Origin of the sequence: Saccharopolyspora antibiotica, from assembly GCF_047200635.1 — a bacterium.
GTDB lineage: Bacteria > Actinomycetota > Actinomycetes > Mycobacteriales > Pseudonocardiaceae > Saccharopolyspora_C.
The window spans coordinates 255,756-279,218 of sequence record NZ_JBJZOI010000004.1; the positions used below are offsets into that span (position 1 = coordinate 255,756).

The following is a 23,463-nucleotide window of genomic DNA, read 5'->3' on the forward strand; positions in this document are numbered from 1 at the left end:
TCCTGTCGATGCTGGGGGCTGCTCATCACCGGGGGCACTGCTCAGGCGGAGAAGCTGCCGGTCCCCGGCGGAATGTGCGCGCCGTAGCCGGGAGCCACGGTGAGGCTCGGGGTGAGGCAGACCGGGTCGCCGTAGATCCGCACCGGCGCATCGGTGTTGTTGATCAGGACGTGCGCGGTCGGCGGCGCCTTCGTGCAGCCGCTGGGGGAGTCGTAGGTGGTGACCCGCTCGAACTCGGTGCTGAAGACCAGGACCTCCCCGGTGGCGGCGGCGCCGGGGACGGCGGTGGGCAGCGCCACCAGGGCGGCGGCCGCGGTGGCGAGCAGCAGGCGGGTGCGCAGGCGCATGGGCGTACTCCCGTTCGTGTCGGTGCGTTCCGGGGCCGGTCGCCCCGGCGGATCAGAGGTGCTTCGGCGCGGGCCTCACCGGCCGGGCCGGGTGGAGGTCGAGAGCGCGCCCACGCTCACCATCATCACGAGCACCCCGAGGATCGCGATGAACCCAGCGGTCCCGGCGGGTGATTCCCGGGGCCCGCCCGCGTCCGCGAGCTCGGTGACGGCGGGCTCGGGCCGAGGTGCTGGCGGTGGCACGGGTGCTTCCCGGGCGGTGGGCGGTTCCTGCGGAGGTGGTGGGACGGCCGGTGCCGGTTCCGGGAGGGGGACGACGAGCAGCGCGTCGGCGGCGGCCGCCTCGCCTTCCAGCGACCGCGCCGAGACCGACAACCGCACGGTCTGGCCCGGAGCGGCGCGGCACTCGTAGGTGGTCGACCGCCCGGGGGCGAGCGCGCCCAGATCCCGGCCGCAGGAAGGGGGCTCGCCCGAGACCCGCACGTCGAGCAGCTCGACGGCGGAGGTGTTGCGCACCCGCACCGGGACCGCGCCCGCTCGAGGCGGCAGGATCTCCAGCGAGACCGACGGCTTCTCCGGTGTCGGCGGTGGTGGTGGTGGCTCGATCCGCTCGATCTGCGCGCTCGCCCGCGCGAGAGCGGCGACGCCGAGATCGGTCATCCCGACCGCGCGGGCCCCGAGCGATCCGTCGTGGGGGGCCGAGCCGGAGCAGCTGGCCGTGCGGGCCTCGCCCGGCCGGAGCCTGCCGAGGACCTGGTGGCACGGCCCGATGTCGAGGGTGACCACGGTTCCCGCCAGCGCCACGTCCCCGGTGTTGCGCAGGACGGCGGTCTGGGTGACCGGCTCACCGAGCCGGGCCGCCCCGGGCCGGACCGAGGTGCTCAGCGACAACCGCGGGTGCTGGATCGGCCATCCGAGGTCCGGATCGCCGGGCACCAGGTCCGGGGTGGCGGGACCGGAGCCCGTCGGCGGGGGCGGCGCGGATGAGGAGCGGGGGCGGTCGGCATCAGCTCCGCCGGGTGCGGGCGGGAGGTAGGCGGACGTCAGCAGCGGTCCCAGCAGCACCAGCCCGCCGCACACCAGTGCGGTGGAGCGCGCGGGGCGTCGCCGCGCCACCGCGGGTGACGAGCGATTTCGAATGGATTGCTTCCGCAACATCTCACCTCCTCCGGGTTTCGGGAAATCGATGGAATGCCAGGTGGAGATGTCGGCACGAAGCGCCGACGGAAAAACCATAGCAGCGCGGAAAAGGGTCGCGGGGTGGTCGATGTGCGTCCACAATGGGCGGAGGTCTGGTTTGACCAGGGCATTTCTGGGGCATTTGACGCGGAGTGAGGAATGTGCGCGCGCATTTACCGTTACGGGTGATGACTCAAGATCACCCCAATTGGTGATTTTTGCTCCCCTTTCTTGGAAAGTTCCTCCTTTCAACGCGGTGCGGCGGGTAGTGTTCCGCGCGGCGGACGGGGGATCGGCCGTTGCCGGACAGCGCCTTCATCGGATTCCTCCTCGTTCTCCCGGCCCTCGCAGCACAGTCGACCCCTCCCGCGGCCCCTCCTGGTCTTGTCCGGCAGGTCGCGCAGTCAGGAACGGATGCCTTCGTGATCTTCCTCAGCCTTCTGGCGCTCGCGGCGCTCGTGGCGGCCGTCGCCGCGGGCACGCTGCTCAACGCCCGCCGCCGCGCGGTCGCCTCCGGCGACGCCGACTCCGAATCGCAGTCGTTCGTGGGCGGCGTGCTCAACGCGCTGTTCACCGTGGTGCTGGCCTTCTACATCGTGTTCGCCTGGCAGAACGGCGAGGACATCGACCAGGCCGCCAAGCAGGAGGTCAACGCGCTCAACGACGCCTACTGGCAGTCCACGGCCGTGCCCGCCGAGCAGGGCGCCTCGATCCGCTCGCTCGCCGTGCAATACGCGAACCGGGTGGCCGAGCACGAGTGGCCCGCCCTGGACCGCGGCGAGCTCGACCCGCAGACCGACAGCCTGCTGGCCGGGCTTCGGGCGGAGTCGATCGCGCTGCCGGTCGACACGGAGCTGCTGAAGTCGGCCCGCGAGCAGGTGCTCGCCGACGTCCGGCAGCTCGACGAGGCGCACCGCGAGCGGGTGGACGTGGCCACCGACGACCAGAGCTTCAACCTCGTGCTGCTGGTGGGCAGCGTGCTCGGCGCCGCGCTGATGCTGGCCTTCCCGCTGGTGGTCGGGCTCAGCGCCCGCCCGGCGAACGTGCTGACCATGTCGTTGCTGGCGGGGACGCTCGGATTGACCCTCTACCTCTCCGTGCAACTGATGCATCCGCTGCACGGTCCGTTCGGGGTCGATGCGGACGCATTCCGCACCTTCTTGAATTCCTTGCCGGACGGGGCGCGACCGGTCGAATGAGCGCCGGTTTCCCGCGCGGTTCCACGAGGTGCAGAAGGGCGAGGTGGGGGTCATGACGCAGGTCGCGATGAGCCGTCGTCGCGAGTCGCGCGCAGGACGCGCGCCGGCGGCCACCGCGGTGCCGTCGGGTCCGGAATGGGCGGCGGAGGCGGATCGGGTGCTCCGGGAATTCCGGACCTTTCCGACCGGGGACGCGCGTTCGCTGCGGAATGCGCTGCGCTGGTCTTTCGAACACCTCGGCACGACCTTCGCGCCGGGCGCGTCGAATGCGGAGGAACTGTTCCAGCAGGCCAGCGAGAAACTGCTGTTCGAGCAGGGGGAGGCCGCGTTCAACCGGACCCTGGCGCCGGTGCTGCGGGAGCTGGCGCGGCTGAGCCCGGACGGCACGACGCTGTCCCGCTCGGAGTTCGTCCGCTGGTTGCGGGTGCTGGGCCTGCACCCCGCCCGGGCGCTGCACGCCTGCGATCGGGCTCGTGCCCGGTATCCGGGCGATCTGCCGGTGGCCGCGATGTTGCGCGTGCTGCGCGACTACCACCTGGCCCCCGCGCCGCCCGGGGGCCCGTGAGCCTCGGATCACCGAGCGCGCGCGGGACGATCGGGCCATCCCGGAGTTGCCGCGCGCGACCGCGCGGCGACATCCCGCACGGCCCCTCGGTGCGCTGCGAGCCGCCACGACGGGTGTCCCGTCGAACCCGGTCAGGAAGGTTCGGGGCGGCGCTGGAGGCCCTCGAAGGCGAGCTTGGTGACCGCGTCGGCCACGGCCTCGGCGTCCAGGCCCGCGTGCGGGCGGTACCACTCGATGATCGAGTTCACGGTGCCGAACAGCAGCCTGCTGGTCAGCGCGGGATCGAGGTCGTCGCGCAGGTCGCCGTCGCGGGCCGCTTCGGCGACGAGCTCGCCGAGGAATCCGTCGATCTCGCGCCGCCGGGTCAGCGCGGCGCGCTCCACCTCGCTGTTGCCGCGCACCCGCAGCAGCACCGTCACGAAGGGCTGCTCGGCGACGAGCACCTGCACGCTGCGCCGCACCACGTGCCGCAGCCGGTCGATGGCCGCTCCGGAGCGGGATTCCGGCTCGGCGGTCACCGCCAGCAGCGCGTCGAGCGCGTGGTCCACGATGCGCCGCAGCAGTTCCTGCTTGCCGGAGACGTGGTGGTAGATCGCGGGCTTGGTGACGCCGAGGCGCTTCGCCAGCTCGTCCATGCTGGTGCCGTCGTACCCGCGCTCGTGGAAGACCGCGGCGGCGATCCGCAGCAAGGAGTCGAGGTCGTGGCCCGGCCTGCCCCGTCCGCGGCTCATGCGCCGTGCGCCGGGCCGTCGGCGGCGGTGCCGCGACGGTCGAGCACGCGCCGCAGCTTGCCCACCGAGCGCTCCAGCGCTCCCGGCTCGACCACCTCGACCTCCGCCGTCACACCGACCGCGTCCTTCACCGCGCGCACCAGCGCGCCGGGCGCCGTCCGCCGCTGCTGCGCGGTGGTCGCCTCCGACGCTTCGACGCGGATCGTCATCAGGTCCATCCGCTCCTGCCGGGTCAGGTCGATCTGGAAGTGCGGGGAGAGCCCGTCGGCGCGCAGCACCAGTTCCTCGATCTGGGTGGGGAAGACGTTGACGCCGCGCACGATGAGCAAGTCGTCGCTGCGGCCGGTGATCCGCTCCATCCGGCGCATCGCCGGGCGGGCGGTCCCCGGCAGCAGCCGGGTGAGGTCGCGCGTTCGGTACCGGATGATCGGCATCGCTTCCTTCGTCAGCGAGGTGAGCACGAGCTCGCCGGTTTCCCCGTCGGGCACGGCGTTCCCGCTTACGGGGTCGATCACCTCGGGGTAGAAGTGGTCCTCCCACACGTGCAGGCCGTCCTTGGTCCCGGCGAACTCGGCGGCCACCCCGGGGCCCATGACCTCGGAGAGCCCGTAGATGTCCACGGCGTCGATGCCCAGCGCGCCCTCGAGTTCGCGGCGCATGTCCTCGGTCCACGGTTCGGCGCCGAAGATCCCGGCCCGCAGCCCGGTCTCCCGCGGGTCGACGCCCTGGCGCCGCAGCTCGTCGACGAGGGTGAGCGCGTAGCTCGGCGTCACCATGAGCAGGTCCGGGCGGAAGTCCCGGATCAGCTGCGCCTGGCGCGCGGTCATCCCGCCCGAGGCGGGCACCACGGTGCAGCCGAGGCGTTCGGCGCCGTAGTGCGCGCCGAGCCCGCCGGTGAACAGCCCGTAGCCGTAGGCGATGTGCACCAGGTCGCCGGGCCGCCCGCCCGCGGCGCGGATCGAACGGGCCACCACCTCCGCCCACGTCTCCAGGTCCGCGCTCGTGTAGCCGACGACGGTGGGCTGCCCGGTGGTGCCGCTGGAGGCGTGGATGCGGGCGATCCGCTCGCGCGGGACCGCGAACGCGCCGAACGGGTAGTGCGCCCGCAGGTCCTCCTTGGTGGTGGCGGGGAACTCGGCCAGGTCGGCGAGTTCCCGCAGATCGTCCGGGTGCACCCCGGCCGCGTCGAACTTGGCGCGGTAGAGCGGGACCTGCTCGTAGGCGTGCCGCAGCGTGCTGCGCAGGTGCCGGAGCTGGTGGGCGCGGAGCTCGTCCACGCCGAGGCGCTCGCCCTCGTCGGTCTCCGCCGTCCTCGTCGTCCCGCTCATGCGCTGGGTTCCTTCCCGTCGTGCGACCCGGTGCCGCACCGCGAGCGGAGCTGACGACCTTGCGTACTGACCGAACAGTCGGTTAATAATGGGGCAGTGTTGGTGGCGGGGGTCACGATGTCAACCGGCCCCGTTCGCGGTCCACCAGTCCCGTTCCCGCCAGGCCGGTGCAGCCGGTCACGAGGAGGTCGGCCGTCCGATGCCCAGCTCGCCGCAGGAAGCGATGCCCAGCTACGTGCGTGGTCGGTGGCAGTCCCCGGCGGACGCGGGGGAGGTGCTCGCGGACGCGGTGACCGGCGAGGTCGTCGCCCGGATCTCGGCGGCGGGCATCGACCGCGCCGGCGCGCTGGAGCACGGCCGCACCGTCGGCGGGCCCGCCCTGCGCGAGCTCACCTTCCACCAGCGCGCCGCGCTGCTCAAGGCCCTCGCCTCGCACCTGCGCGAGCACCGCGAGGAGCTCCACGCGCTCTCCGCGCGCACCGGGGCCACCCTCGGCGACTCGAAGTTCGACGTCGACGGCGGCATCGGGGTGCTGTTCAGCTATTCCAGCAAGGGGCGCCGCGAGCTCCCCGACGGCCACGTCCTCCTGGACGGGCCGCCGGAACCGCTGGGCAAGGGCGGTACCTTCCTCGCCCAGCACATCGGCACTCCGCTGCGCGGGGTGGCGGTGCAGATCAACGCCTTCAACTTCCCCGTGTGGGGACCGCTGGAGAAGTTCGCGCCCGCGTTCCTCGCCGGGGTGCCGAGCCTGATCAAACCGGCCTCCCGCACGGCGTACCTGACGCATCGGCTGGTCGAGCTCGTGGTGGAGTCCGGCCTGCTGCCGGAGGGGTCCGTGCAGCTGCTCTGCGGCGAGGCGGGCGACCTGCTCGATCACCTCACCGATCAGGACTCGGTGTCGTTCACCGGCTCGGCGGCCACCGCCGCGCGGTTGCGCGCGCACCCGGTGGTGGTGGAGCGCTCGGTGCGGTTCACCGCCGAGGCCGATTCGCTGAACTGCTCGATCCTGGGGCCGGACGCGACACCGGGGACGCCGGAGTTCGACCTGTTCACCGACCAGCTCGTCACCGAGATGACGGTGAAGGCCGGGCAGAAGTGCACCGCGATCCGGCGGGCGCTGGTGCCGGAGCCGATCCTCGACGAGGTGGCCTCGGCGGTCTCGGCGAAGCTCGCGGAGGTCGTCGTCGGCGCCCCCGGGGCGGAGGGCGTGCGGATGGGCGCGCTGGCCGGACTGGACCAGCGCGAGGAGGTGCGGCGCGCGCTGCGCTCGCTGCTGGAGGCCGGGAGCGTCGTGCACGGCGATCCCGATTCGGTCGACCCGGTCGGCGCGGACGCCGACCGCGGCGCGTTCCTCGGTCCGGTGCTGCTGCGCTGCGACGACCCCGAACTCCCGCAGCCGCACGAGGTCGAGGCATTCGGCCCGGTCAGCACCCTGCTGCCGTACCGGGACGCCGCGCACGCGGTGCACCTGGCGGACAAGGGGCGGGGCAGCCTCGTGGGCTCGGTGGTGACCGCCGACGCGGCGTTCGCCCGGGAGGTGGTGCTCGGCACCGCTTCCCGGCACGGGCGGATGCTGGTGCTCAACCGGCGCGACGCGGGCGAGTCCACCGGGCACGGTTCCCCGCTGCCGCAGCTGGTGCACGGCGGCCCGGGCCGCGCGGGCGGGGGTGAGGAGCTCGGCGGCCTGCGCGGGGTGCTGCACCACATGCAGCGCACCGCGGTGCAGGGGGATCCGCGGACGCTCACCGCGATCACCGGGGAGTGGGTGCCCGGCGCGGAGCGCACCGCCACGGACGTGCACCCGTTCCGCAAGGACCTGGGGCAGCTGCGCGTCGGGGACACGGTCGTCGGCGGTCCGCGAGTGGTCACCGAGCAGGACGTGGCGCACTTCGCGGAGTTTACCGGTGACACCTTCTACGCCCACACCGACGAGGAGGCCGCGCGGGAGAACCCGTTCTTCGGCGGGCGGGTCGCGCACGGCTACCTGGTGCTCTCCTTCGCCGCCGGCTTGTTCGTGGCGCCCGAGCCCGGGCCGGTGCTGGCGAACTACGGGCTGGAGAACCTGCGGTTCCTCACGCCGACGTACCCCGGTGACGAGATCACGGTGACGCTGACCGCGAAGCGGATCACGCCGCGGCAGAACGCCGATTACGGCGAGGTCCGCTGGGACGCCGACGTCACCAACCAGGACGGCGCCTCGGTCGCCAAGTACGACGTCCTGACCCTGGTCGCCACGTCCGCGTCCTGACCGGCGATCGAACCCGGACCTTGCTTTCGCGGGGGTGCCGGGGTGAGAATTTACTGACCGAATGGTCGGTTCGGGTGCGGTGCTCGCCGAGCGGACCGGGATCGGGCCGACCAGGGGAGGGGGCGGTGGTGACCGTCGACGTGGAGGACGTTGCCGCGGCGCAGCGGTCGTTCGAGACGACCATCGAGCGCGATCAGCGGGTGGAACCCCGGGACTGGATGCCCGAGGACTACCGCGCGGGCCTGGTCCGCCAGATCGCCCAGCACGCGCACTCCGAGATCATCGGGATGCAGCCCGAGGGCGACTGGATCGCGAGCGCGCCCTCGTTGCGCCGCAAGGCGATCCTGCTGGCCAAGGTGCAGGACGAGGCGGGGCACGGGCTCTACCTGTACTCGGCGGCCGAGACGCTGGGCGCCGACCGCGCGGAGCTCACCGCCAAGCTCATCTCGGGACGCCAGAAGTACTCCTCGATCTTCAACTACCCGACGACGACCTTCGCCGACGTCGGTGTCATCGGCTGGCTGGTGGACGGCGCCGCGATCTGCAACCAGGTCCCGCTGTGCCGCAGTTCCTACGGCCCCTACGCGCGGGCGATGGTGCGCGTCTGCAAGGAGGAGTCCTTCCACCAGAGGCAGGGCTACGAGCTGCTGCTGACGATGATGCGCGGCACCGAGGAGCAGCGGGCGATGGTGCGGGACGCGGTGGACCGCTGGTGGTGGCCGTCGCTGATGATGTTCGGTCCGCCGGACGGGGACTCGCCGAACACCCAGCGGTCGATGGCGTGGAAGGTCAAGCGGCACACCAACGACGAGCTGCGCCAGAAGTTCGTCGACATGACCGTGCCGCAGGCCGCCGCGCTGGGGGTGGAGCTGCCGGATCCGGAGCTGCGGTGGAACCCGGAGCGCGGCGCCCACGACTTCGGCGAGCCGGACTGGTCCGAGCTCAAGCGGGTCATCGGCGGTGGCGGGCCGTGCAACGCCGAGCGGATGCGGCGGCGCCGCGAGGCGCACGAGGGCGGCGCCTGGGTGCGGGAGGCGGCCGCGGCGCACGCCGCGAAGCGGGCCGCCCGGGAGGAGGCAGGAGCATGAGCGAACCGGAGCGGACCCGGTCGAGCTGGCCGCTGTACGAGGTGTTCGTGCGCGGCAAGCGCGGGCTCAACCACGTGCACGTCGGATCGCTGCACGCCGCCGACGAGCGGATGGCGTTGCACAACGCCCGCAACCTCTACACCCGGCGCAACGAGGGCGTGAGCATCTGGGTGGTCCCGGCCGCCGCGATCACCGCCTCCAGCCCGGACGAGAAGGACCCGTTCTTCGCGCCCAGCGGGGACAAGGTCTACCGGCACCCCACGTTCTACGACATCCCCGACGACGTCCCGCACCTGTGAGGCCGCGATGTCCTTCGACAACGCCTACGAGGCGCTCACCGAGCAGCAGGACGCGCGGTGGGCGTTCGGCACCGGCTTCGGCGATCCGCTCGACGGGGTCGACACCGCCGTCCCGCCCGGAGTCGACGGGCCGGTGCTCTCGGCGTACTGCCTGGCGCTGGCCGACGACGCGCTGATCGCGTCCCAGCGGCTCGCGGAGTGGGTGACCCGCGCCCCGGAGCTGGAGGACGAGGTCGCGCTCGCCAACATCGCCCTGGACCTGCTCGGCCAGGCCCGGCTGCTGCTCTCCCGCGCGGGTCAGGTGGAGGATCCGGTGCGCGGCGAGGACGAGCTCGCCTACTTCCGGGACGCCTCCGAGTTCCGCGACGTGCTGCTGGTCGAACCACCGCACGGCGACTTCGCCGAGACCGTGACCAGGCTGCTGGTGCTGTCGAGCTGGCGGCTCGCCCTCTTCACCGGGTTGACCGGTGGTGCCGACCCGGTGCTGTCCGCGATCGCCGCCAAGGGCGCCAAGGAGCTCGCTTACCACCGCGACTACGCCGCGCAGTGGGTGGTTCGCCTCGGCGACGGCACCGCCGAATCGCACCGGCGGCTGCGCGCCGGGATGGCCGAGGTGTGGCCCCGGGTGCCGGAGCTGTTCGCCGCCGCGGCGACCGACCGGGCCGCGGTGGCGGCGGGCATCGGGGTGGACCCGGCCGGAACGCTGCCCGAGGTGGCCGCGGTGCTGGACCAGGTCTGCGCCGCCGCGACGGTGGAACGCCCCGCGATCGACCCGGCCGGGCCGGTGCGAGGGCGCGCGGGCGAGCACACCGAGCACCTCGGCCCGCTGCTGGCGCGGTTGCAGGGCGTGGCCCGCGCGCACCCGGAGGCGAGCTGGTGAGCACCCTGCCGCGCGCCCGCGAGGTCGCCGCCGCCGTGGCCGACCCGGAACTGCCGATGCTCACCCTCGGCGATCTCGGCGTGCTGCGGGACGTGGAGCTCGCCGAGGGCGAGGTGGTCGTCACGCTCACCCCGACCTACTCGGGCTGCCCCGCGTTGGCCGAGATGCGCGCCGACGTGCACCGCGGGCTCAGCGCGGCGGGCTTCGAGCGGGTGCGGGTGCGCACGGTGCTGGACCCGCCGTGGACGACGGACTGGATCACCGAGCGCGGCAGGCGCCGGCTCGCCGAGCACGGCATCGCCCCGCCCGGCCCCGCTCCCGCGCGCACCGGCCCGGTACCGCTGGCGCTGGATCCGCCGCGCTCCCGGATCCGCTGCCCGCGCTGCGGTTCCGCCCGCACGGAGGAGCTGTCCCGGTTCGGCTCGACGGCCTGCAAGGCGCTGCGGCGGTGCACCGAGTGCGCGGAACCCTTCGAACACGTCAAGGAGATCTGACCGTGACATCCACTGTGGACGCTCCGGTTCCGGCGCGGCGTCGCGGGTTCCGGCCGCTGCGGGTGGCGGCCGTGGATCCGCTGTGCGAGGACGCGGCGGCGGTCACCTTCGAGGTGCCCCCCGAGCTCGCCGCCGAGTTCGCCTTCCGCCCGGGTCAGTCGCTCGCGCTGCGCCGCACCGGCCCGGACGGTGAGCAGCGGCGCTCCTACTCGATCTGCGCGGCGGCGGGGGACCGGCCCCGGATCGGGGTGCGGGTCGTGCCGGGCGGGCTGTTCTCCTCCTGGCTGGTGCACGAGGTCCGCCCCGGCGATGTGATCGACGTGCTGCCCCCCTCCGGTTCGTTCACCCCGGACCTCGGCTCCGGCGGTCAGCACGTGCTCATCGCCGCCGGGTCCGGCATCACGCCGCTGCTGTCCATCGCGGCGAGCCTGCTGCGGGAGACCACCTCGGAGGTGGTGCTGGTGTACGGGAACCGGCGCAGCGACACGGTGATGTTCGCCGACGAGCTCGCCGACCTCAAGGACCGCTACCCGGCCCGGCTGGATCTGGTGCACGTGCTCTCCCGCGAGCCCCGCGAGGCGGAACTGCTGTCCGGGCGGCTCGATCCGGACCGGTTGCGCGCGCTGCTGGGAACCCTGGTTCCGGTGGACGAGACCGCGCACTGGTGGCTGTGCGGACCGCACGGCCTCGTCGACGGCGCCCGCGAGGTGCTCGCCGGGCTCGGCATCGATCCGGCCCGGGTGCACCGCGAGCTGTTCCACGTCGACGAGCCGCCCCCGGAACCGGTCCGCGCCGAGGACGCCCCGCCGCCGGGCGCGCGTTCCGAGGTCACCCTGGTGCTCGACGGCCGCACCAGCGCGCTCTCGCTGGCCCGTGACGTACCGGTGCTCGACGGCGCCCAGCGATCCCGCCCGGACCTGCCCTTCGCCTGCAAGGGCGGCGTCTGCGGGACCTGCCGCGCCAAGGTCACCGCCGGCGAGGTCGTGCTGCGCCGGAACTTCGCCCTCGAACAGGCGGAGCTCGACGCGGGCTACGTCCTCACCTGCCAGTCGCTGCCCGTCACCGATCAGCTCACCGTCGACTTCGACGGGTGATCCGGCCGGAGAACATCCAATCTGCCCGCGCGAGCGGGGGCCGTTAACGTTTTCGCATGGTCCCGATGCCGGTCACCGAGCGGGTTCTGCTGCGGGAGTGGAACGCGGACGACGTCGAGGGCGCGTTCGCCGTCTACGGCACCACCACCGTCACGGACTGGCTGGTGCCCTCGATGCCCCGGGTGGCCGATCTGGCCGCGATGCGCCGGGTTCTGGGGCGCTGGATCGAGGAGCAGCGCGAGCTGCCCCCGCCGCTGGGCCGGTGGGCGTTCGAACACCGGGAGACCGGTGAGGTCATCGGCGGTGCCGAGCTGCGCCCGCTGCCGCCGCACTTCGAGGACGTCGAGGTCGCTTGGCACCTGCGGCCGCGGTCCTGGGGCCACGGCTACGCCGCGGAGGCGACCCGGGCGCTGATCCGCTGGGCCTTCGAGCACGAGGCGGTGGAGCTGTTCGCGGTGGTCGATCCCACCAACGAGCGGGCGCACTCCACCGCGCGGCGGATCGGCATGGAGTGGGTCGGCGAGACCGGCAAGTACTACGACCGCACGCTCAGCGTCTACCGCATCCGCCCGGCCGATCTGGACGAGCACCGTCCCTACCGCTCCTAGCGGAGCCCCGACCCGCCCGCGTCCGGCGAAGCCCCGCACCGCTTCGCCATGACCCGTTCGCGCACCGGTCCGGCCCGGGCCACCGCGCTGTTCCGGGCACCGGCGGGACAGAATCCCCTGCCACGGAACGGGGAACGGCCCCCCGGGGCGGGAGCGCACCACGGCCCGGCGCGGTGCGGCGGCGTCGATGACGCCCGGGTGGCGGCCTGCCGCGGCCGGGAACATCCCCCACTCGCGCCACACCCGGCTCCGCGGCCACGAAGCTCCGCCGTTCGGGACTTTCGGCCGTGTCGCCGCACACCGGGGCTGGCAGGATCGGCGACCGCACGAACCGACGAGGGGGGACTGATGCAGGGACGACCCACGCCGCAGCAGGCCGAGGCGCACGAGCCGACGCCGCAGGAGCGGGCCCGGGCGGTGCGCGCCACCGCGCACCACGCGCGGGACGCCGTCCAGTTCGCCGAGCTGCTGGACATGCTCGGGCTGGATCCGGACGAGGGCCGCGTGCCGAGGGCGCGCTCGGGCGGACCGTCCGCCGCCTGAACCGCCGCCGACCGCGCCGCCACCTGGGGGACCGGCGGCGCGGTCGGCTCGGGCGGACCGGATTTCCGGAGCTGATCCGGAGGTCCGGCGCGGCGGGCGGGTGCGGATCGCGCGATCGATCGCTCGGACGAGGGCAAGGTGCGATCCGCGGCGCCGCGCCGCGAGCCGGGACAAGTCCTCTGTGGACATCACAGGTCGGGGGCCGGGGTGCCCGGCACCGGATCGTCCGGTCGATCTCGATGTCGGGGGTACCGGGTGCGCGGTTGAACGTCTTCAGGCGCACGCCGCGGGTTCGCGCCCGGACGCGCCCGGCCCGCGCGGCCTCGTGCCCGTGCGGCGGGCCGGGGAACTGCGACCAGGACTCCGGGCTCGGGTCCCTCGCGGCACCTCCCGGCGGTCGGGCTGGAGCCCCGGGCTCGTGGTGGGCCGGGTCAGGGGAGCTCGAAGTGCTGGTAGTCCTTCGGGTCCTGCCAGTTCCCGCCCCAGGTCCAGCCCGCGCCGGTGAACACCCGCACGGCGGGGTCCGCCGCGTGCAGCATCCCCGGGTCCCGCCGCTGCCGGTCCAGGTAGGGGCCGGCGGTGGCGGGTTGCAGCACCCCGTCGGAGTCGAGGTAGGGGTTGAGCAGCGGGTTGATGTCGATCGCCCGGCCGTAGGCGTGGTTCGACCAGCTGCCGCTGCCCTCGATGCCCCGGCAGTTGAACGCGGAGGTGTTGTCGTCGCGCATCGACAGCTCGTCGGAGGCGTCGGGGTAGTCCCCGGCCGGGCGCACTCGCTCGATCGGGAAGCGCAGTTCGAGCAGCCGCGCGAACGCCTCGGTGGTCTGCGGGACCCGGTCCCGGTGCACCACGAGCTCGCCGGTGCGCTCCACGCCGTCGAAGCCGACGTGGCGCACCCGCACCAACCGCAGTTCGCCCGGCCCGACGGGGCACCCGGGGCGCCAGCTCGGCCCGAGGCGGGCCGCGTCCACCGGGAGCACCTCGGCGGGTGGCTCCGGCGGTTCGCCCGAGGGCGGTTGCGGTGCGCCGCAGCCGGCCGCGAGCAGGGCCGCGAGCAGGGCGGCGCGGCGGACTCCTCGGTTCATGCGGCGGCCTCCTCGTGATCGGCGCACTCGCCAGTGTGCGGCGGCAGCGCCACCGGTTCGAGGTGATTCGCCCGGCAGGAGCAGCACGATCGGGGTGTTCCGGGGTGCGGTTGATCGCCTCCGGGGTCACGATCTCGCCGGGATCAGCGGTCGCGGAGCCGCCGTCCGGCCCCGAACCGGACGTGCCCCGGTTCCGCGCGGGGCGCCGGCGCCCCAGCGGACGGCCAACCCCGAACCCGGGCCGTCGCGGCGATCCCGCTGGGTGGGGAGCGGAGGTCGTCGCGTACGAGCGGCCTCCGCCTCCCGGTTCAGGAGCGCACGCGCAGCCCGTCGAAGGCCATCGCCACCACCACGTCGGCGAGTTCCGCCGCTTCGAGCTCACCGCGCGGGCGGTACCACTCGGTGAGGGAGTTGACCATGCCGAACAGCAGGCGCCCGACGGTGGCGGCGTCGAAGTCGGGCCGCAGGTCGCCTTCCCGGACGGCCTCGGTGACGAGTTCGGTGAGCAGGTGGTCGAACTCGCGGCGGCGGGCCAGCGCGGCCCGCTCGACGCGGGTGTTGCCGCGCACCCGCAGCAGCAGCGTCACGAACGGCAGCTGCTCGATCAGGACCAGCACGCTGCCGCGCACCAGGTGCTCCAGCCGCGCCAACGCCGGTTCCGGGAGGGCGCGGGCGGCGTCGGCGGCGGCCAGCAGCTCGTCCAGCGCCCGGTCGGCGGCGAGCCGCAGCAGCTCTTCCTTGCTCGGCACGTGGTGGTAGATCGCGGACTTGCTGATGCCGAGCTTGCGGGACAGGTCCTCCATGCTGGTGCCGTCGTACCCGCGTTCGTTGAACAGCTTCACCGCGATGACCAGCAGGGATTCCAGGTCGTAGCCGGGACGGCCGCGTTTGGGCGGCCGGGTCGGGGGTGCTGCCTCCATGATCATGATTATTCCATCAGGCATGTGCCATTCCGGAAAGTCGTCGCCGAGCAGGACCCTCCCGCCGGGCCGCGGCGGGGACGTCTGCACAGTGGAGGCCTCGGCCGAGCGGAGACGGGAGCGGATCATGAGCACGGTGCACGCGGTGGTGGAGTCCCCGCTCGGGGCGCTCACGCTGGTCGCCCGCGACGACGCGCTCACCGCGCTGCACTTCGCGGACGGGCGGCACCGGGGGCAGGAGCCGGGGGAGCGCACCACGACGCCGCTGCTGGCGGAGGCGCGGCGCCAGCTCGCCGAGTACTTCGACCGGCGGCGCACCGAGTTCGACCTGCCGCTGGCCCCGGAGGGCGAACCGTTCCAGCTGCGGGTCTGGGCGCTGCTGCGGGAGATCCCCTTCGGCGCGACGCGGACCTACGGCGAACTGGCGCGACAGCTCGGCCACGTGCGGTACGCACAGGCGGTGGGCGCGGCCAACGGGCGGAATCCGCTGCCCGTCATCGTGCCCTGCCACCGGGTGATCGGAGCGGACGGCGGCCTCACCGGGTACGCGGGCGGGTTGGACCGCAAGCGCTCCCTGCTCGCGCTGGAGGAGCCCCCGGCCGAGGACGCGGGCCGGTTGTTCTGAACCGCGCCGGGCGTCAGGTCCGGGAGCCGCGCACCTCGATCGACTCCAGCAGCGCGGCCGTGGCCCGCTCGACCTCGTCCACGGCCCGCTCGAAGGCCGCCGCGTTGTGCGCGGCAGGCGCCCGGAAGCCGGAGATCTTCCGCACGTACTGCAGGGCGGCGGCGCGCACGTCCTGCTCGGTCACCCGCTCCGCGTACGGCGGGCGGAGGGTCTTGATGCTGCGGCACATGCCCGCATTCTCCGCCGCCCGCCGGGGCTCAGGCGAGTTCGGGAGCGGGTCCTTCGGCTCGCCAGACGGTGCCGCGGCGCTCGTGGTGCAGCAGGTCCTCCACCGCGCGGGCCACGAGCGGGCCGACCTCGCGTTCGAGCAGCAGCAGGCCCAGGTCGACGCCGGAGGTGACCCCGCCCGCCGTGATCAGGTCGCCGTCCTCGACCAGCCGCGCGTCGACCACCTCGACCCCGCTGCGGGCGAACTCGGCCAGCCCGAGCCGGTTCGTGGTGGCGCGGCGGCCCGCCAGCGCCCCGGTCATCCCGAGCAGCATCGAACCGCCGCACACCGTCGCGACCGCGGTCCCGGGCCGCTGGACCGCCGCGACCAGGAGCGCGCCCAGCGGTGAGCGCGCGGCCCGGCTCAGGACCCGGTCGATGGCCTCGCTCATCGAACCCCCGGTCTCGCCGGGGGCGGCGCCCGGGACCACCACGAGGTCGGCCCGTTCGGGATCCACGGCGGCGGTGGCGCGGAGCGCGATGCCGCCGATCCCGGAGGCCACCTCGCGCGGCCCCTCGGCGGCGGCGAGCTCGGCGGTGATGGCCCCGCCCGCCGCGGTCGAGCCGGCCAGCAGCGTCTCGTAGGGACCCAGGACGTCCAGCGGGTCGAACCCGTCGAACAGGACGAACTGCGCGTGCATGAGGGCACCTTCTTCCGGAGGGGGAACGGGAGCGCGTTCACCCCCGCGAGGCCCAAGCTAGGAGCGGCGGCCCCGGCTCACCCGTGGCGAAGCCGACAGCTTCCGCCGGATTCCGGCCAACCGCTCGACCTGTCCGGTAGCAGTGGGGTTGGCTCGACTCCCGAAGCGGCGCCCGGCCGCCACCGCACGTGAACAGGTACCGACATGCACATCCTCGCCGTGCTCGCCCTCGATCCGGTCGTGCCGTTCGACCTGGCCATCCCGGTGGACACCTTCGGCCGGGTGCGGCTCGCCGACGGCGCGCCGGGCTACGAGATCCGGGTCTGCGCGCTCGGCGACGAGGTGAGCGCGGGGGCGTTCGCCCTGCGCGCGCCGTGGGGACTGGACGGGCTCCGCGACGCCGACACCGTGGTCGTGCCGGGGCAGGCCGCCGAAGACGCGCGGATCCCGGCGCGGGCGCTGTCGGAGCTGCGGGACGCGGCCGCGCGCGGGGCCCGGATCGCCTCGATCTGCGCGGGTGCGTTCGCGCTCGCCGAGGCGGGTTTGCTGGACGGGCGGCGGGCCACGACGCATTGGCTCGGCGCCGCCGAGCTGGCCCGCCGGTACCCGGCGGTCCAGGTCGACCCCGACGTGCTCTACGTGGACGACGGCGACGTGCTCACCTCGGCCGGGGCGGCGGCCGGATTGGACCTGTGCCTGCACATGATCCGGCTCGACCACGGCTCGGCCGCGGCGGCCGACGCGGCGCGGCTCGCGGTGATGCCGCTGGAGCGCGACGGCGGGCAGGCGCAGTTCATCGTGCACGAGCCGCCCGCACCGGACGGTGCGAGCGTGCAGCCGCTGCTGACCTGGATGGCGGACAACCTGCACCGGCCGCTCACGCTGGCGGAGCTGGCGAGCCGGGCCGCGCTGAGCCCGCGCACCCTCAACCGGCGGTTCCGGGAGCAGACCGGCACCACGCCCCTGCGGTGGCTGCACCGGACCCGGTTGCGGCGCGCCCAGCACCTGCTGGAGACCACCGGGCACCCGGTGGAGCGGATCGGGGCCGAGGTCGGTTTCACCTCGCCGGCCACGTTCCGGGATCGCTTCAAGCGCCTCGTGGGCACCAGTCCAGCGCTCTACCGCCGAGCCTTCCGCAACCGCGACCTGCTGGGCGCCTGAGGCGGTTCGAGCACCGGTACTCCTGCGGCGGCCGGCCGGGCAGCTAGGCCGCCCCGGCGGCGTCGAGCGCGAAGCGGACCCGGTCCGCGACCGACGCCCTCGGGAGTTCGAGGACCTCGTAACCGTGCTCGGCGTAGACCTCGCGCAGGCTCTCGCAGGTGCGCGCGGCCAGTTCCGGGGACTGGGTGCGCTCGGCGTCGGTGCGGTAGATCTCGGGCCACGGCGGGGCGAGGAGCACCCGGGGCGCGTAGCGGAACTCCCGCGCCGCCGCCCGCGCGGGCTCGGGCTCGGGCAGTCCCTCGACGCGCAGGTAGCCCAGCACGTCGGGCACGCCGCGGTCGAAGAACACCACGCCGCCCGGCGCCGCGCGGTGCGCCCGCAGCTCCCGGAGCAGCATCAGCTCGGCGAACCGCTCGCGGTCGTCCCAGGGCAGCGCGGTGCCGCCGATCGCGAGCTGCTCGCGGATGATCGCGCGCCCGGCCTCCTCGGTCCGGGCCCACCCCGCCGCGCCGAGGGCGTCGAGCAGCGTGGTCTTGCCCGAGCCGGGGCCGCCGGTGACGACGATCCGATGCGGTGCTGCGGACATGCGGGGGCCTTCCGGTGCGAGGGGAGGGTGCCGAGACGGGCGGCGGAGCGCGCGGGACGGTGCCCGCGACGGCTGCCCCGGAGCTTACCGGAGCTGGCGGGGTGCGAGGACGTGTTCGGAGCGACGTCCGGGGGCGGCGGCGTCAGCGCGGCGGAGCTCCGCCGCCCCGGCCTCGACGAGTCCTGCCCGGCGTGCCGAACCCCGCCCCGCCCGTCCGTCCACTGGGGACGATCGGGCGGCCGGCGCGCGATCGGGGGGAATCCCGTTCGGCCGGGCGGTGCTTGTGGCGCGGTGGCGGGGTGGCCATGCTCGGGAGAGGTGGGGAGTTCCAGCGACGAGGGGGCGGTCCGATGGCGCGCGGACAGCGGCAGGAGCCCGGGGCGGAGGACGTGGCGGGATTCTCCCTCGCGGCGGTCCCGGGAGTGGACGTGACGCACGCGAACCCCGCCCGGATGTACGACTACGCGCTCAACGGGGACCACAACTTCCAGATCGATCGGGAGGTGGCGGACCAGGTGTTCGCCGTGCTGCCCAGCGGGCCCGCGGTCGCCCGCGCCAACCGGGCCTTCCTGCGCCGCGCCGTGGAGTTCTGCGTCGACGAGGGCATCGACCAGTTCCTCGACCTCGGCTCCGGCATCCCCACCAGGGGCAACACGCACGAGATCGCGCAGTCCCGGAACCCGGCCGCGCGCGTGGTGTACGTGGACGACGAGCCGGTCGCCGCCGCCCACACCCGCCACCTGCTGCGGGGCGACCCGCTGGCCGCGATGGTGCGGGCCGACGTCCGGGACCCGGCCGCGGTGCTCGGTGCGGCCCCGGTCCGGGACCTGCTCGACCTCTCCCGCCCGGTGGCGGTGCTCGCGGTCGCGGTGCTGCACTACGTCAGCGCGGCCGACGACCCCGCCCGGATCCTCACCGCCTACCGGGAGCGCTGCGCGGCGGGCAGCCACCTGGTCGTCTCGCACACCACGGAGGACCACCTGCCGGAGGCATCCCGGGCGCTCCGCGAGGTGCTGGCCCGCTCCGGCATCGAGGTCACCCACCGGAACCGCGACGAGGTGCGCGCGCTGTTCGACGGCTGGCGGCTGGTGGAGCCCGGGGTGGTGTGGACGCCGCAGTGGCGCGCACCCGGGCCCCGGCCGGGCGATCCCGCTCCGGAGACCTCCGAGACCTGGTGCGGAGTGGCGCGCCTGCTGGGGTGAGTCCGGCGCGGACCGATGGCTTCCGGCGCCCTCCCGCCGGGTGCGCCGTCGCCTCACCGGCGATGACCTCTCAGCGCAGGGTCGTGGTGCGGACGAAGCTGAGGGTCTGCGGCCAGGAGTGCAGGTACGCCTCGGCGTTGACCGGGTTCGACTGCCGGGCGCGGGCGCTGAAGCCGTGCTCGGCGCCCGGGTAGGTGTGCACGATGCTGGCCCCGCGCGCACGACCGGTGAGCGCCGCGTTGAGCGCGTCGAAGCTCTCCCGGGGAACCAGGTCGTCGGCGCCCGGGTAGTGCATCATCACCGGTGCGTCGATCCGGGCCGCGTGCTCCGCCGCGTCGAGCGCGTGGTTGGGAGCGGGCGGGATCGGCACCGTCGGGTGGTAGGCGATGACGTTGGCCAACCGCCTGTCCCGGCCGCCCAGCAGGAGCGCGAACCGGCCGCCCAGGCACCAGCCGATGACGCCGACGCGCTCCAGTCCGAGCTCGTTGAACAGGTGCGAGAGCAGCCGCTGCTGCTCGGCCAGCGCCGCTTCGTCGTCCAGCTCGCCCATCAACCGCGCGAGTTCCTCGAACTCCGCGTCGTCCGAGCTCGGTCCGTTCCACGGGTCCCAGGACAGGGCCGTGACGCCGGCCCCGGCCAGATCCGCGGCGAACTCGCGCACCTGCTCGCCGATGCCGCTGAGCATCGGCAGCAGCAGCATCCCGCCGCCCGCGTCCACCTCGGGCCGCGCCAGGTACGCGCGGGACGAGCCGACGGTGACGAACTGCCCGGTGATCTCCTCAGCCATGCCCACACCCTAGGCAGCGATCCCGGGCGCGGCGGGGCGGGTGATCACCAGCGGGTGAGGGTGCTGGTGCTGCCCGTCCGAACCGGCATGGCTCGCATCGGATTATTCCGTACGGGATACGCCCGTTCCCGCGCGACCGCCCCGGCATCGGTCCTTCCGGCCGGTGCCGAGGCGGCCGGCCGGATCAGCGGAGCGTCTTGCGCCCGACCCCGGCCCAGATCGCGGACTCGCCGGACTCCTTGAAGTCCAGGTGCGGCGAGTAGTTCGGGCTGCGGTCCTCCGGGTGCCAGTCCGTCGTCCACGCCATGCCCGGATCGAGCATCTCGAAGTCGCCGAACAGGTCCCGGATCTCCTGCTGGCTGCGCCAGATCACCGGACTGCTGGAGTTGTCGTACATCTGCTTGATGCCGACCAGCTGGTCGTCCAGCGAGGAGGGGACCCCGTCGTCGGTCAGGTGGGACAGCGCCAGGTAGGAGCCGGGCGGGAGCAGCTCCCGGTACCGGGTCATGACCTGGGGCGAGATGTCCTCGCCGTCCGGGCCGGGCTGCCGCACGTGCAGCACCGCCATGAGCAGCACCGCGATCGGCTGCTCCATGTCCAGCACCCCGGTCTCGATGGCGCTCTGCCACAGCCGCTCCGGGTTCCGGAAGTCGGCGTTGATCACGGCGTGCCGCTGCGGGTCGCCGTTCTTCTCCAGCAGCACCTGCGAGTGCGCCACCGCGACCGGTTCGTGGTCGACGTAGACGACCCGGGAACCGGGCTCCACCTCATCGGCGACGGAATGGGTGTTGCCCATCGTGGGCACCCCGGAACCGATGTCGATGAACTGGTGGACGCCGCGGGCGACCAGGTGGCGCACCGCGCGGTGCAGGAACAACCGGTTGCTGATCGCGATCGGGCGCAGCAGCGGGTACTGGTCGATGACGTGCTGGCCGAATTCCCGGTCGATGGCCCAGTTCGCGTTGCCGCCCAGATACCAGTCGTACACCCGGGCAACGCTCGGTTTGGTCAGATCCGCCTGCTGCGGCGGGAACGGGTCCTCATCAACATCGCTCATACGTATGGTCCTTCGGTCCCAAACGGGTGATCTCGCGACGAATAGTAACCCCTCGAACGCTGGAGGTGATCGAGGGCCATCTGGGTGATTCAGCGGCGAAACCACAGGTCAGAGTTCTGCACGGCAGAGGACACGCGGTATCGACCGGCCTGCCGCGCGAGGGCGCGGGCCGGGTCGGGCGAGGGCGGTGCCCCTATTCGTGCGACGGGGTGGAAATGCTCAGAACTTCAGCTGGGAACGGAATTCCGCGGCCAGCCCGCGCAGGAAGTCCACCGACTCGTTGAGCTCCAGCGCGGCACCGCGGATCCGGTCCCACGCGTCGACGAACAGCTCGAAATCTCCTTCGTCGTCCAGGTAGACCCCGCCCGCCGCGTGCTCGATGAACACGAAGTCCTTGGTGGCGTCGGGAAAGCGCATGATGGTGAAGTCGTTCGGCGTGAACGCGAGGCGGACGTCGAACGGCAGCACGTGGATGAACGTCTTCGAGTAGCGCTCACCCAGGTCCAGCAGATGTTCCACCTGGTCCAGCGCGACGGACGGGTTGGGTCCTCCCGGCATCCGCCGGAACGCCGCCTCGCCGATCACGAACCGGTAGTACGGAGGCCGGTCCAGGTCGAGCACCTGCTTGCGGTCCTGCCGATTGCGCACCAGCGAGGTCACGTCCGTGGCGCGGTCTTCGCTGAACTGGGTGAGCATGTAGTGCTCGGACTGCAACGGTCCGGGAATCCGCTCGCCGTGCCAGCTGAGGATCTCGCCCGCCGCCGGCTCCAGGTCCGTGAAGGTCCGGAACCAGTGCGGCACCGCCGAGCGGTAGCCGGACCACTGCCCGCGCTGACCGGTGCTGGCCCGGGCCAGGTCGAGCATCAGCTCCGACTGCGCGGCGCTGCACTGGAAGGCCTCCAGCATCTGCTTGAGCTCGGCCTGCTTCACGGCCACCGCGCCGGACTCGATCTTGTTGACCTTGCCCTGGCGGCATCCGAGCAGCTCGGCGACTTCCTGCTGGGTCATGCCCACCGCCTGCCGCGCGCGGCGGATCTCGTTGCCGAGCTGTCTGCGCCGCGACGTCACCGTGCTCGGCACTCGGATCTCCGCTCTACGTTCGGTGTTCGGGCCAACAGGTGATGGTAGTCGAGTGGTGTCACCCGGGCGTGGCGCCCGGTCGGGTGTCGTCCCGGATCAGCGGATTCACCCGACAGGGGAATAATCGATCCACCGCCCCGGGCCGATGGTGATCACGGCAGGTCGAACGCCCCGGTGTCGGCCTTGATCAGGAACGACCGCCACCGCGCGGCGTCGAAGATCAGGACCCCGTCATCGAGGTTCTTGCTGTCGCGGACTCCCACGGGGCCGCTGGGCGAGGGCCGGTTCACCTCGACGCAGTTGCCGCCGTTGGGGCCGCACCGGTGAGACCGCGTCCAGCCGTGCTGGGGGAATAACGGGGTCTGGGGTTGCGGGTCCGTCGCGTGCACGTGGCGCTCCCTTCGCACTGTTCAGTTCAGCTCGACAGCGAGATTAATCCCTGTATAGGATTAATCTCAAGGACAGGAGGGAGCAAGGATGCCCAGCGTTGCCGACAGCTCCGCACGTCTCCGGCGCAACCCCGACGACGCTCTTGAGCAGCGCGTCTGGGTCCTGCGCAGGCACCACCGGGTGTCGTTGCGGCAGGCGCACGCGATCACCTCGGTCGATTGGGACGCCGGCCTCGCCCGGGCCGCCTGCGGCCTCGGCCTCCGCCCCGACTCGATCACGGACGTGCCCGCGGGCGGCTGCATGCCGTGCGTGCTGTGCGTGGCCTCGCTGCCCGTCGGCGGCGTCGCGGTGGAGGACGGCTCCGCGCGCTGATCACTCCCGCCGAGGCGCGACCTCGGCCGGCGGTGATGAGCGGGCGGTCGGCCCCCGCGCTCCGGGCGGCGACTTGCCCCGAGACCCTCCCGCGACCGCCCGGCCCGCGGCCCTCTCCGCGCCGCGCCCGCTTCCCTCCCCCCGCGCGACCGCCCGGCCCGGACCGGTGGGCCTCGGGTGATGATCTGTCCGGAATGGTCAATCGGATGACCGGGGTTCTCATGACTCGGCTCCCGCCGCCGTCCTACTGTCTTGCCCTGCCCGGCCTCCCCGTCGGCCTTCCGCCCGGGGGAGCGCCGCGCTGAGGACTTCGCGGGGAGGCGGCGCCGGGGCGTCGGCCGCGAGGTGATCCGGGTACGAGTCAACGGCGGTCCGATGAGTAGAGACAGCACCTCCGCGACGGTGCGACGCAGGTTGCTGGGTTTGGCGCTGCTGCTGTGCGTCGCGTTGTTCCTGAGCGCGACGGTGGCGACCTATCGCGGCGCCTTCCGGTCCAGCGTGGACGTCGTGCTGCGCGCGTCCTCCACCGGCAACCAGCTGATGCCGGACTCCGAGGTCAAGGTCCGCGGCATGACGGTGGGCCGAGTCGACGAGGTCCGCAGCACCGGAGCCGGTGCCGAGTTGCGGTTGGCGTTGGATCCGGAGGAGGCGTCGTTGTTGCCGGCGAACGTGTCGGCGCGGTTGTTGCCT

At 73.4% G+C, this 23,463-nt stretch carries 28 protein-coding genes; 15 read left to right on the plus strand and 13 right to left on the minus strand.

Annotated features, from left to right (window positions below; translation table 11 throughout):
• Nucleotides 1-41 precede the first annotated feature (41 nt).
• Together ACL03H_RS04400 and ACL03H_RS04405 are read right to left on the minus strand one after the other, a co-directional pair.
• Complete coding sequence (locus ACL03H_RS04400) at nucleotides 42-347, minus strand: hypothetical protein (protein WP_412809764.1); 306 nt, start codon at nucleotides 345-347, stop codon at nucleotides 42-44.
• A 75-nt stretch (nucleotides 348-422) separates the two neighbouring features.
• Nucleotides 423-1,463 carry a hypothetical protein gene (locus tag ACL03H_RS04405; RefSeq protein ID WP_412809765.1) on the minus strand — a complete coding sequence of 347 codons (1,041 nt, stop codon included), beginning with the start codon at nucleotides 1,461-1,463 and terminating at the stop codon, nucleotides 423-425.
• A 485-nt stretch (nucleotides 1,464-1,948) separates the two neighbouring features.
• Between ACL03H_RS04405 and ACL03H_RS04410 the strand changes: the two genes are divergently transcribed.
• Both ACL03H_RS04410 and ACL03H_RS04415 read left to right on the plus strand, forming a co-directional pair.
• Nucleotides 1,949-2,725 carry a bestrophin-like domain gene (locus ACL03H_RS04410; RefSeq protein ID WP_412809766.1) on the plus strand — a complete coding sequence of 259 codons (777 nt, stop codon included), beginning with the start codon at nucleotides 1,949-1,951 and terminating at the stop codon, nucleotides 2,723-2,725.
• A 52-nt stretch (nucleotides 2,726-2,777) separates the two neighbouring features.
• Nucleotides 2,778-3,290 carry a hypothetical protein gene (locus ACL03H_RS04415; protein WP_412809767.1) on the plus strand — a complete coding sequence of 171 codons (513 nt, stop codon included), beginning with the start codon at nucleotides 2,778-2,780 and terminating at the stop codon, nucleotides 3,288-3,290.
• Nucleotides 3,291-3,421: 131 nt separating this feature from the next.
• Here the strand turns inward: ACL03H_RS04415 and ACL03H_RS04420 are convergent, their stop codons facing one another.
• Together ACL03H_RS04420 and paaK are read right to left on the minus strand one after the other, a co-directional pair.
• The gene (locus ACL03H_RS04420) at nucleotides 3,422-4,021 is read right to left on the minus strand and encodes a TetR/AcrR family transcriptional regulator (RefSeq protein ID WP_412809768.1); all 600 of its coding nucleotides are present in this window, start codon (nucleotides 4,019-4,021) and stop codon (nucleotides 3,422-3,424) included.
• On the minus strand, nucleotides 4,018-5,349 hold the full coding sequence (paaK, locus tag ACL03H_RS04425) for a phenylacetate--CoA ligase PaaK (RefSeq protein WP_412809769.1): 1,332 nt from the start codon (nucleotides 5,347-5,349) through the stop codon (nucleotides 4,018-4,020). The genes ACL03H_RS04420 and paaK overlap by 4 nt, the downstream gene beginning before the upstream one ends.
• A gap of 199 nt (nucleotides 5,350-5,548) precedes the next feature.
• Between paaK and paaZ the strand changes: the two genes are divergently transcribed.
• The 8 genes from paaZ (at nucleotide 5,549) to ACL03H_RS04465 (ending at nucleotide 12,603) form a co-directional block, all read left to right on the plus strand.
• The gene (gene paaZ / locus ACL03H_RS04430) at nucleotides 5,549-7,597 is read left to right on the plus strand and encodes a phenylacetic acid degradation bifunctional protein PaaZ (protein WP_412809770.1); all 2,049 of its coding nucleotides are present in this window, start codon (nucleotides 5,549-5,551) and stop codon (nucleotides 7,595-7,597) included.
• Nucleotides 7,598-7,725: 128 nt separating this feature from the next.
• Complete coding sequence (gene paaA / locus ACL03H_RS04435) at nucleotides 7,726-8,685, plus strand: 1,2-phenylacetyl-CoA epoxidase subunit PaaA (RefSeq protein ID WP_412809797.1); 960 nt, start codon at nucleotides 7,726-7,728, stop codon at nucleotides 8,683-8,685.
• Entirely contained in the window at nucleotides 8,682-8,984 is a 303-nt protein-coding gene (gene paaB / locus ACL03H_RS04440; protein ID WP_412809771.1) for a 1,2-phenylacetyl-CoA epoxidase subunit PaaB, read from the plus strand. The genes paaA and paaB overlap by 4 nt, the downstream gene beginning before the upstream one ends.
• A 7-nt stretch (nucleotides 8,985-8,991) precedes the next feature.
• Entirely contained in the window at nucleotides 8,992-9,864 is an 873-nt protein-coding gene (paaC, locus tag ACL03H_RS04445; protein ID WP_412809772.1) for a 1,2-phenylacetyl-CoA epoxidase subunit PaaC, read from the plus strand.
• Between the two features lie 5 nt (nucleotides 9,865-9,869).
• Nucleotides 9,870-10,358, plus strand: a complete 489-nt coding sequence (gene paaD / locus ACL03H_RS04450; RefSeq protein WP_412809798.1) for a 1,2-phenylacetyl-CoA epoxidase subunit PaaD — start codon at nucleotides 9,870-9,872, stop codon at nucleotides 10,356-10,358.
• 2 nt (nucleotides 10,359-10,360) lie between these two features.
• Nucleotides 10,361-11,452: a 1,2-phenylacetyl-CoA epoxidase subunit PaaE gene (paaE, locus tag ACL03H_RS04455; RefSeq protein ID WP_412809773.1), complete on the plus strand. Its 1,092-nt coding sequence runs from the start codon at nucleotides 10,361-10,363 to the stop codon at nucleotides 11,450-11,452.
• A 56-nt stretch (nucleotides 11,453-11,508) separates the two neighbouring features.
• Entirely contained in the window at nucleotides 11,509-12,060 is a 552-nt protein-coding gene (locus ACL03H_RS04460; RefSeq protein ID WP_412809774.1) for a GNAT family N-acetyltransferase, read from the plus strand.
• Between the two features lie 348 nt (nucleotides 12,061-12,408).
• Nucleotides 12,409-12,603 (plus strand): hypothetical protein, encoded by a 195-nt coding sequence (locus ACL03H_RS04465; RefSeq protein ID WP_412809775.1) that lies wholly within the window; start codon nucleotides 12,409-12,411, stop codon nucleotides 12,601-12,603.
• Nucleotides 12,604-13,034: 431 nt separating this feature from the next.
• Here ACL03H_RS04465 and ACL03H_RS04470 read toward each other — a convergent pair whose 3' ends face one another.
• A complete protein-coding gene (locus ACL03H_RS04470; RefSeq protein WP_412809776.1) occupies nucleotides 13,035-13,685 on the minus strand; it encodes a M15 family metallopeptidase in 651 nt (216 codons plus the stop codon).
• 308 nt (nucleotides 13,686-13,993) lie between these two features.
• Nucleotides 13,994-14,605 carry a TetR/AcrR family transcriptional regulator gene (locus ACL03H_RS04475; RefSeq protein ID WP_412809777.1) on the minus strand — a complete coding sequence of 204 codons (612 nt, stop codon included), beginning with the start codon at nucleotides 14,603-14,605 and terminating at the stop codon, nucleotides 13,994-13,996.
• A gap of 127 nt (nucleotides 14,606-14,732) precedes the next feature.
• Here ACL03H_RS04475 and ACL03H_RS04480 point away from each other — a divergent pair, with 127 nt between their 5' ends.
• Nucleotides 14,733-15,230: a methylated-DNA--[protein]-cysteine S-methyltransferase gene (locus ACL03H_RS04480; protein ID WP_412809778.1), complete on the plus strand. Its 498-nt coding sequence runs from the start codon at nucleotides 14,733-14,735 to the stop codon at nucleotides 15,228-15,230.
• Nucleotides 15,231-15,243: 13 nt separating this feature from the next.
• Here the strand turns inward: ACL03H_RS04480 and ACL03H_RS04485 are convergent, their stop codons facing one another.
• Nucleotides 15,244-15,459 (minus strand): DUF2277 domain-containing protein, encoded by a 216-nt coding sequence (locus ACL03H_RS04485; RefSeq protein ID WP_412809779.1) that lies wholly within the window; start codon nucleotides 15,457-15,459, stop codon nucleotides 15,244-15,246.
• A 28-nt stretch (nucleotides 15,460-15,487) separates the two neighbouring features.
• Complete coding sequence (locus ACL03H_RS04490; RefSeq protein ID WP_412809780.1) at nucleotides 15,488-16,138, minus strand: DJ-1/PfpI family protein; 651 nt, start codon at nucleotides 16,136-16,138, stop codon at nucleotides 15,488-15,490.
• Between the two features lie 204 nt (nucleotides 16,139-16,342).
• On the opposite strand from ACL03H_RS04490, the gene ACL03H_RS04495 reads away from it, so the two are divergent.
• Entirely contained in the window at nucleotides 16,343-17,299 is a 957-nt protein-coding gene (locus ACL03H_RS04495) for a GlxA family transcriptional regulator (RefSeq protein ID WP_412809781.1), read from the plus strand.
• 43 nt (nucleotides 17,300-17,342) lie between these two features.
• On the opposite strand, the gene ACL03H_RS04500 is transcribed toward ACL03H_RS04495, so the two are convergent.
• Nucleotides 17,343-17,885, minus strand: a complete 543-nt coding sequence (locus ACL03H_RS04500) for an AAA family ATPase (RefSeq protein ID WP_412809782.1) — start codon at nucleotides 17,883-17,885, stop codon at nucleotides 17,343-17,345.
• 350 nt (nucleotides 17,886-18,235) lie between these two features.
• Between ACL03H_RS04500 and ACL03H_RS04505 the strand changes: the two genes are divergently transcribed.
• A complete protein-coding gene (locus ACL03H_RS04505; RefSeq protein WP_412809783.1) occupies nucleotides 18,236-19,087 on the plus strand; it encodes an SAM-dependent methyltransferase in 852 nt (283 codons plus the stop codon).
• Between the two features lie 70 nt (nucleotides 19,088-19,157).
• Here ACL03H_RS04505 and ACL03H_RS04510 read toward each other — a convergent pair whose 3' ends face one another.
• The 4 genes from ACL03H_RS04510 to ACL03H_RS04525 all read right to left on the minus strand — a co-directional run bounded on the left by ACL03H_RS04510 (nucleotide 19,158) and on the right by ACL03H_RS04525 (nucleotide 22,400).
• A complete protein-coding gene (locus ACL03H_RS04510; protein ID WP_412809784.1) occupies nucleotides 19,158-19,874 on the minus strand; it encodes a dienelactone hydrolase family protein in 717 nt (238 codons plus the stop codon).
• A 184-nt stretch (nucleotides 19,875-20,058) separates the two neighbouring features.
• A complete protein-coding gene (locus tag ACL03H_RS04515; protein WP_412809785.1) occupies nucleotides 20,059-20,931 on the minus strand; it encodes an SAM-dependent methyltransferase in 873 nt (290 codons plus the stop codon).
• Nucleotides 20,932-21,150: 219 nt separating this feature from the next.
• Entirely contained in the window at nucleotides 21,151-22,011 is an 861-nt protein-coding gene (locus ACL03H_RS04520; protein ID WP_412809786.1) for a helix-turn-helix domain-containing protein, read from the minus strand.
• A gap of 152 nt (nucleotides 22,012-22,163) precedes the next feature.
• Nucleotides 22,164-22,400: a DUF397 domain-containing protein gene (locus tag ACL03H_RS04525; protein WP_412809787.1), complete on the minus strand. Its 237-nt coding sequence runs from the start codon at nucleotides 22,398-22,400 to the stop codon at nucleotides 22,164-22,166.
• Nucleotides 22,401-22,488: 88 nt separating this feature from the next.
• Between ACL03H_RS04525 and ACL03H_RS04530 the strand changes: the two genes are divergently transcribed.
• Nucleotides 22,489-22,773, plus strand: coding sequence for a hypothetical protein (locus tag ACL03H_RS04530; protein ID WP_412809788.1), 285 nt, complete (start codon nucleotides 22,489-22,491; stop codon nucleotides 22,771-22,773).
• A 375-nt stretch (nucleotides 22,774-23,148) separates the two neighbouring features.
• The coding region (locus tag ACL03H_RS04535; protein WP_412809789.1) for an MlaD family protein at nucleotides 23,149-23,463 on the plus strand (315 nt) is incomplete at its 3' end.

What these genes read in the sequence shown, in the direction of transcription:
- ACL03H_RS04475 (WP_412809777.1), bottom strand. Translation starts at nt 14,605, where the DNA reads ATGGAGGCAGCACCCCCGACCCGGCCGCCCAAACGCGGCCGTCCCGGC.
- ACL03H_RS04420 (WP_412809768.1), bottom strand. Translation starts at nt 4,021, where the DNA reads ATGAGCCGCGGACGGGGCAGGCCGGGCCACGACCTCGACTCCTTGCTG.
- paaZ (WP_412809770.1), top strand. Translation starts at nt 5,549, where the DNA reads ATGCCCAGCTCGCCGCAGGAAGCGATGCCCAGCTACGTGCGTGGTCGG.
- ACL03H_RS04490 (WP_412809780.1), bottom strand. Translation starts at nt 16,138, where the DNA reads ATGCACGCGCAGTTCGTCCTGTTCGACGGGTTCGACCCGCTGGACGTC.
- ACL03H_RS04400 (WP_412809764.1), bottom strand. Translation starts at nt 347, where the DNA reads ATGCGCCTGCGCACCCGCCTGCTGCTCGCCACCGCGGCCGCCGCCCTG.
- ACL03H_RS04495 (WP_412809781.1), top strand. Translation starts at nt 16,343, where the DNA reads ATGCACATCCTCGCCGTGCTCGCCCTCGATCCGGTCGTGCCGTTCGAC.
- ACL03H_RS04465 (WP_412809775.1), top strand. Translation starts at nt 12,409, where the DNA reads ATGCAGGGACGACCCACGCCGCAGCAGGCCGAGGCGCACGAGCCGACG.
- ACL03H_RS04500 (WP_412809782.1), bottom strand. Translation starts at nt 17,885, where the DNA reads ATGTCCGCAGCACCGCATCGGATCGTCGTCACCGGCGGCCCCGGCTCG.
- paaB (WP_412809771.1), top strand. Translation starts at nt 8,682, where the DNA reads ATGAGCGAACCGGAGCGGACCCGGTCGAGCTGGCCGCTGTACGAGGTG.
- ACL03H_RS04510 (WP_412809784.1), bottom strand. Translation starts at nt 19,874, where the DNA reads ATGGCTGAGGAGATCACCGGGCAGTTCGTCACCGTCGGCTCGTCCCGC.
- ACL03H_RS04505 (WP_412809783.1), top strand. Translation starts at nt 18,236, where the DNA reads ATGGCGCGCGGACAGCGGCAGGAGCCCGGGGCGGAGGACGTGGCGGGA.
- ACL03H_RS04470 (WP_412809776.1), bottom strand. Translation starts at nt 13,685, where the DNA reads ATGAACCGAGGAGTCCGCCGCGCCGCCCTGCTCGCGGCCCTGCTCGCG.
- ACL03H_RS04485 (WP_412809779.1), bottom strand. Translation starts at nt 15,459, where the DNA reads ATGTGCCGCAGCATCAAGACCCTCCGCCCGCCGTACGCGGAGCGGGTG.
- ACL03H_RS04480 (WP_412809778.1), top strand. Translation starts at nt 14,733, where the DNA reads ATGAGCACGGTGCACGCGGTGGTGGAGTCCCCGCTCGGGGCGCTCACG.
- ACL03H_RS04460 (WP_412809774.1), top strand. Translation starts at nt 11,509, where the DNA reads ATGGTCCCGATGCCGGTCACCGAGCGGGTTCTGCTGCGGGAGTGGAAC.
- paaK (WP_412809769.1), bottom strand. Translation starts at nt 5,349, where the DNA reads ATGAGCGGGACGACGAGGACGGCGGAGACCGACGAGGGCGAGCGCCTC.
- ACL03H_RS04415 (WP_412809767.1), top strand. Translation starts at nt 2,778, where the DNA reads ATGACGCAGGTCGCGATGAGCCGTCGTCGCGAGTCGCGCGCAGGACGC.
- ACL03H_RS04515 (WP_412809785.1), bottom strand. Translation starts at nt 20,931, where the DNA reads ATGAGCGATGTTGATGAGGACCCGTTCCCGCCGCAGCAGGCGGATCTG.
- paaC (WP_412809772.1), top strand. Translation starts at nt 8,992, where the DNA reads ATGTCCTTCGACAACGCCTACGAGGCGCTCACCGAGCAGCAGGACGCG.
- ACL03H_RS04530 (WP_412809788.1), top strand. Translation starts at nt 22,489, where the DNA reads ATGCCCAGCGTTGCCGACAGCTCCGCACGTCTCCGGCGCAACCCCGAC.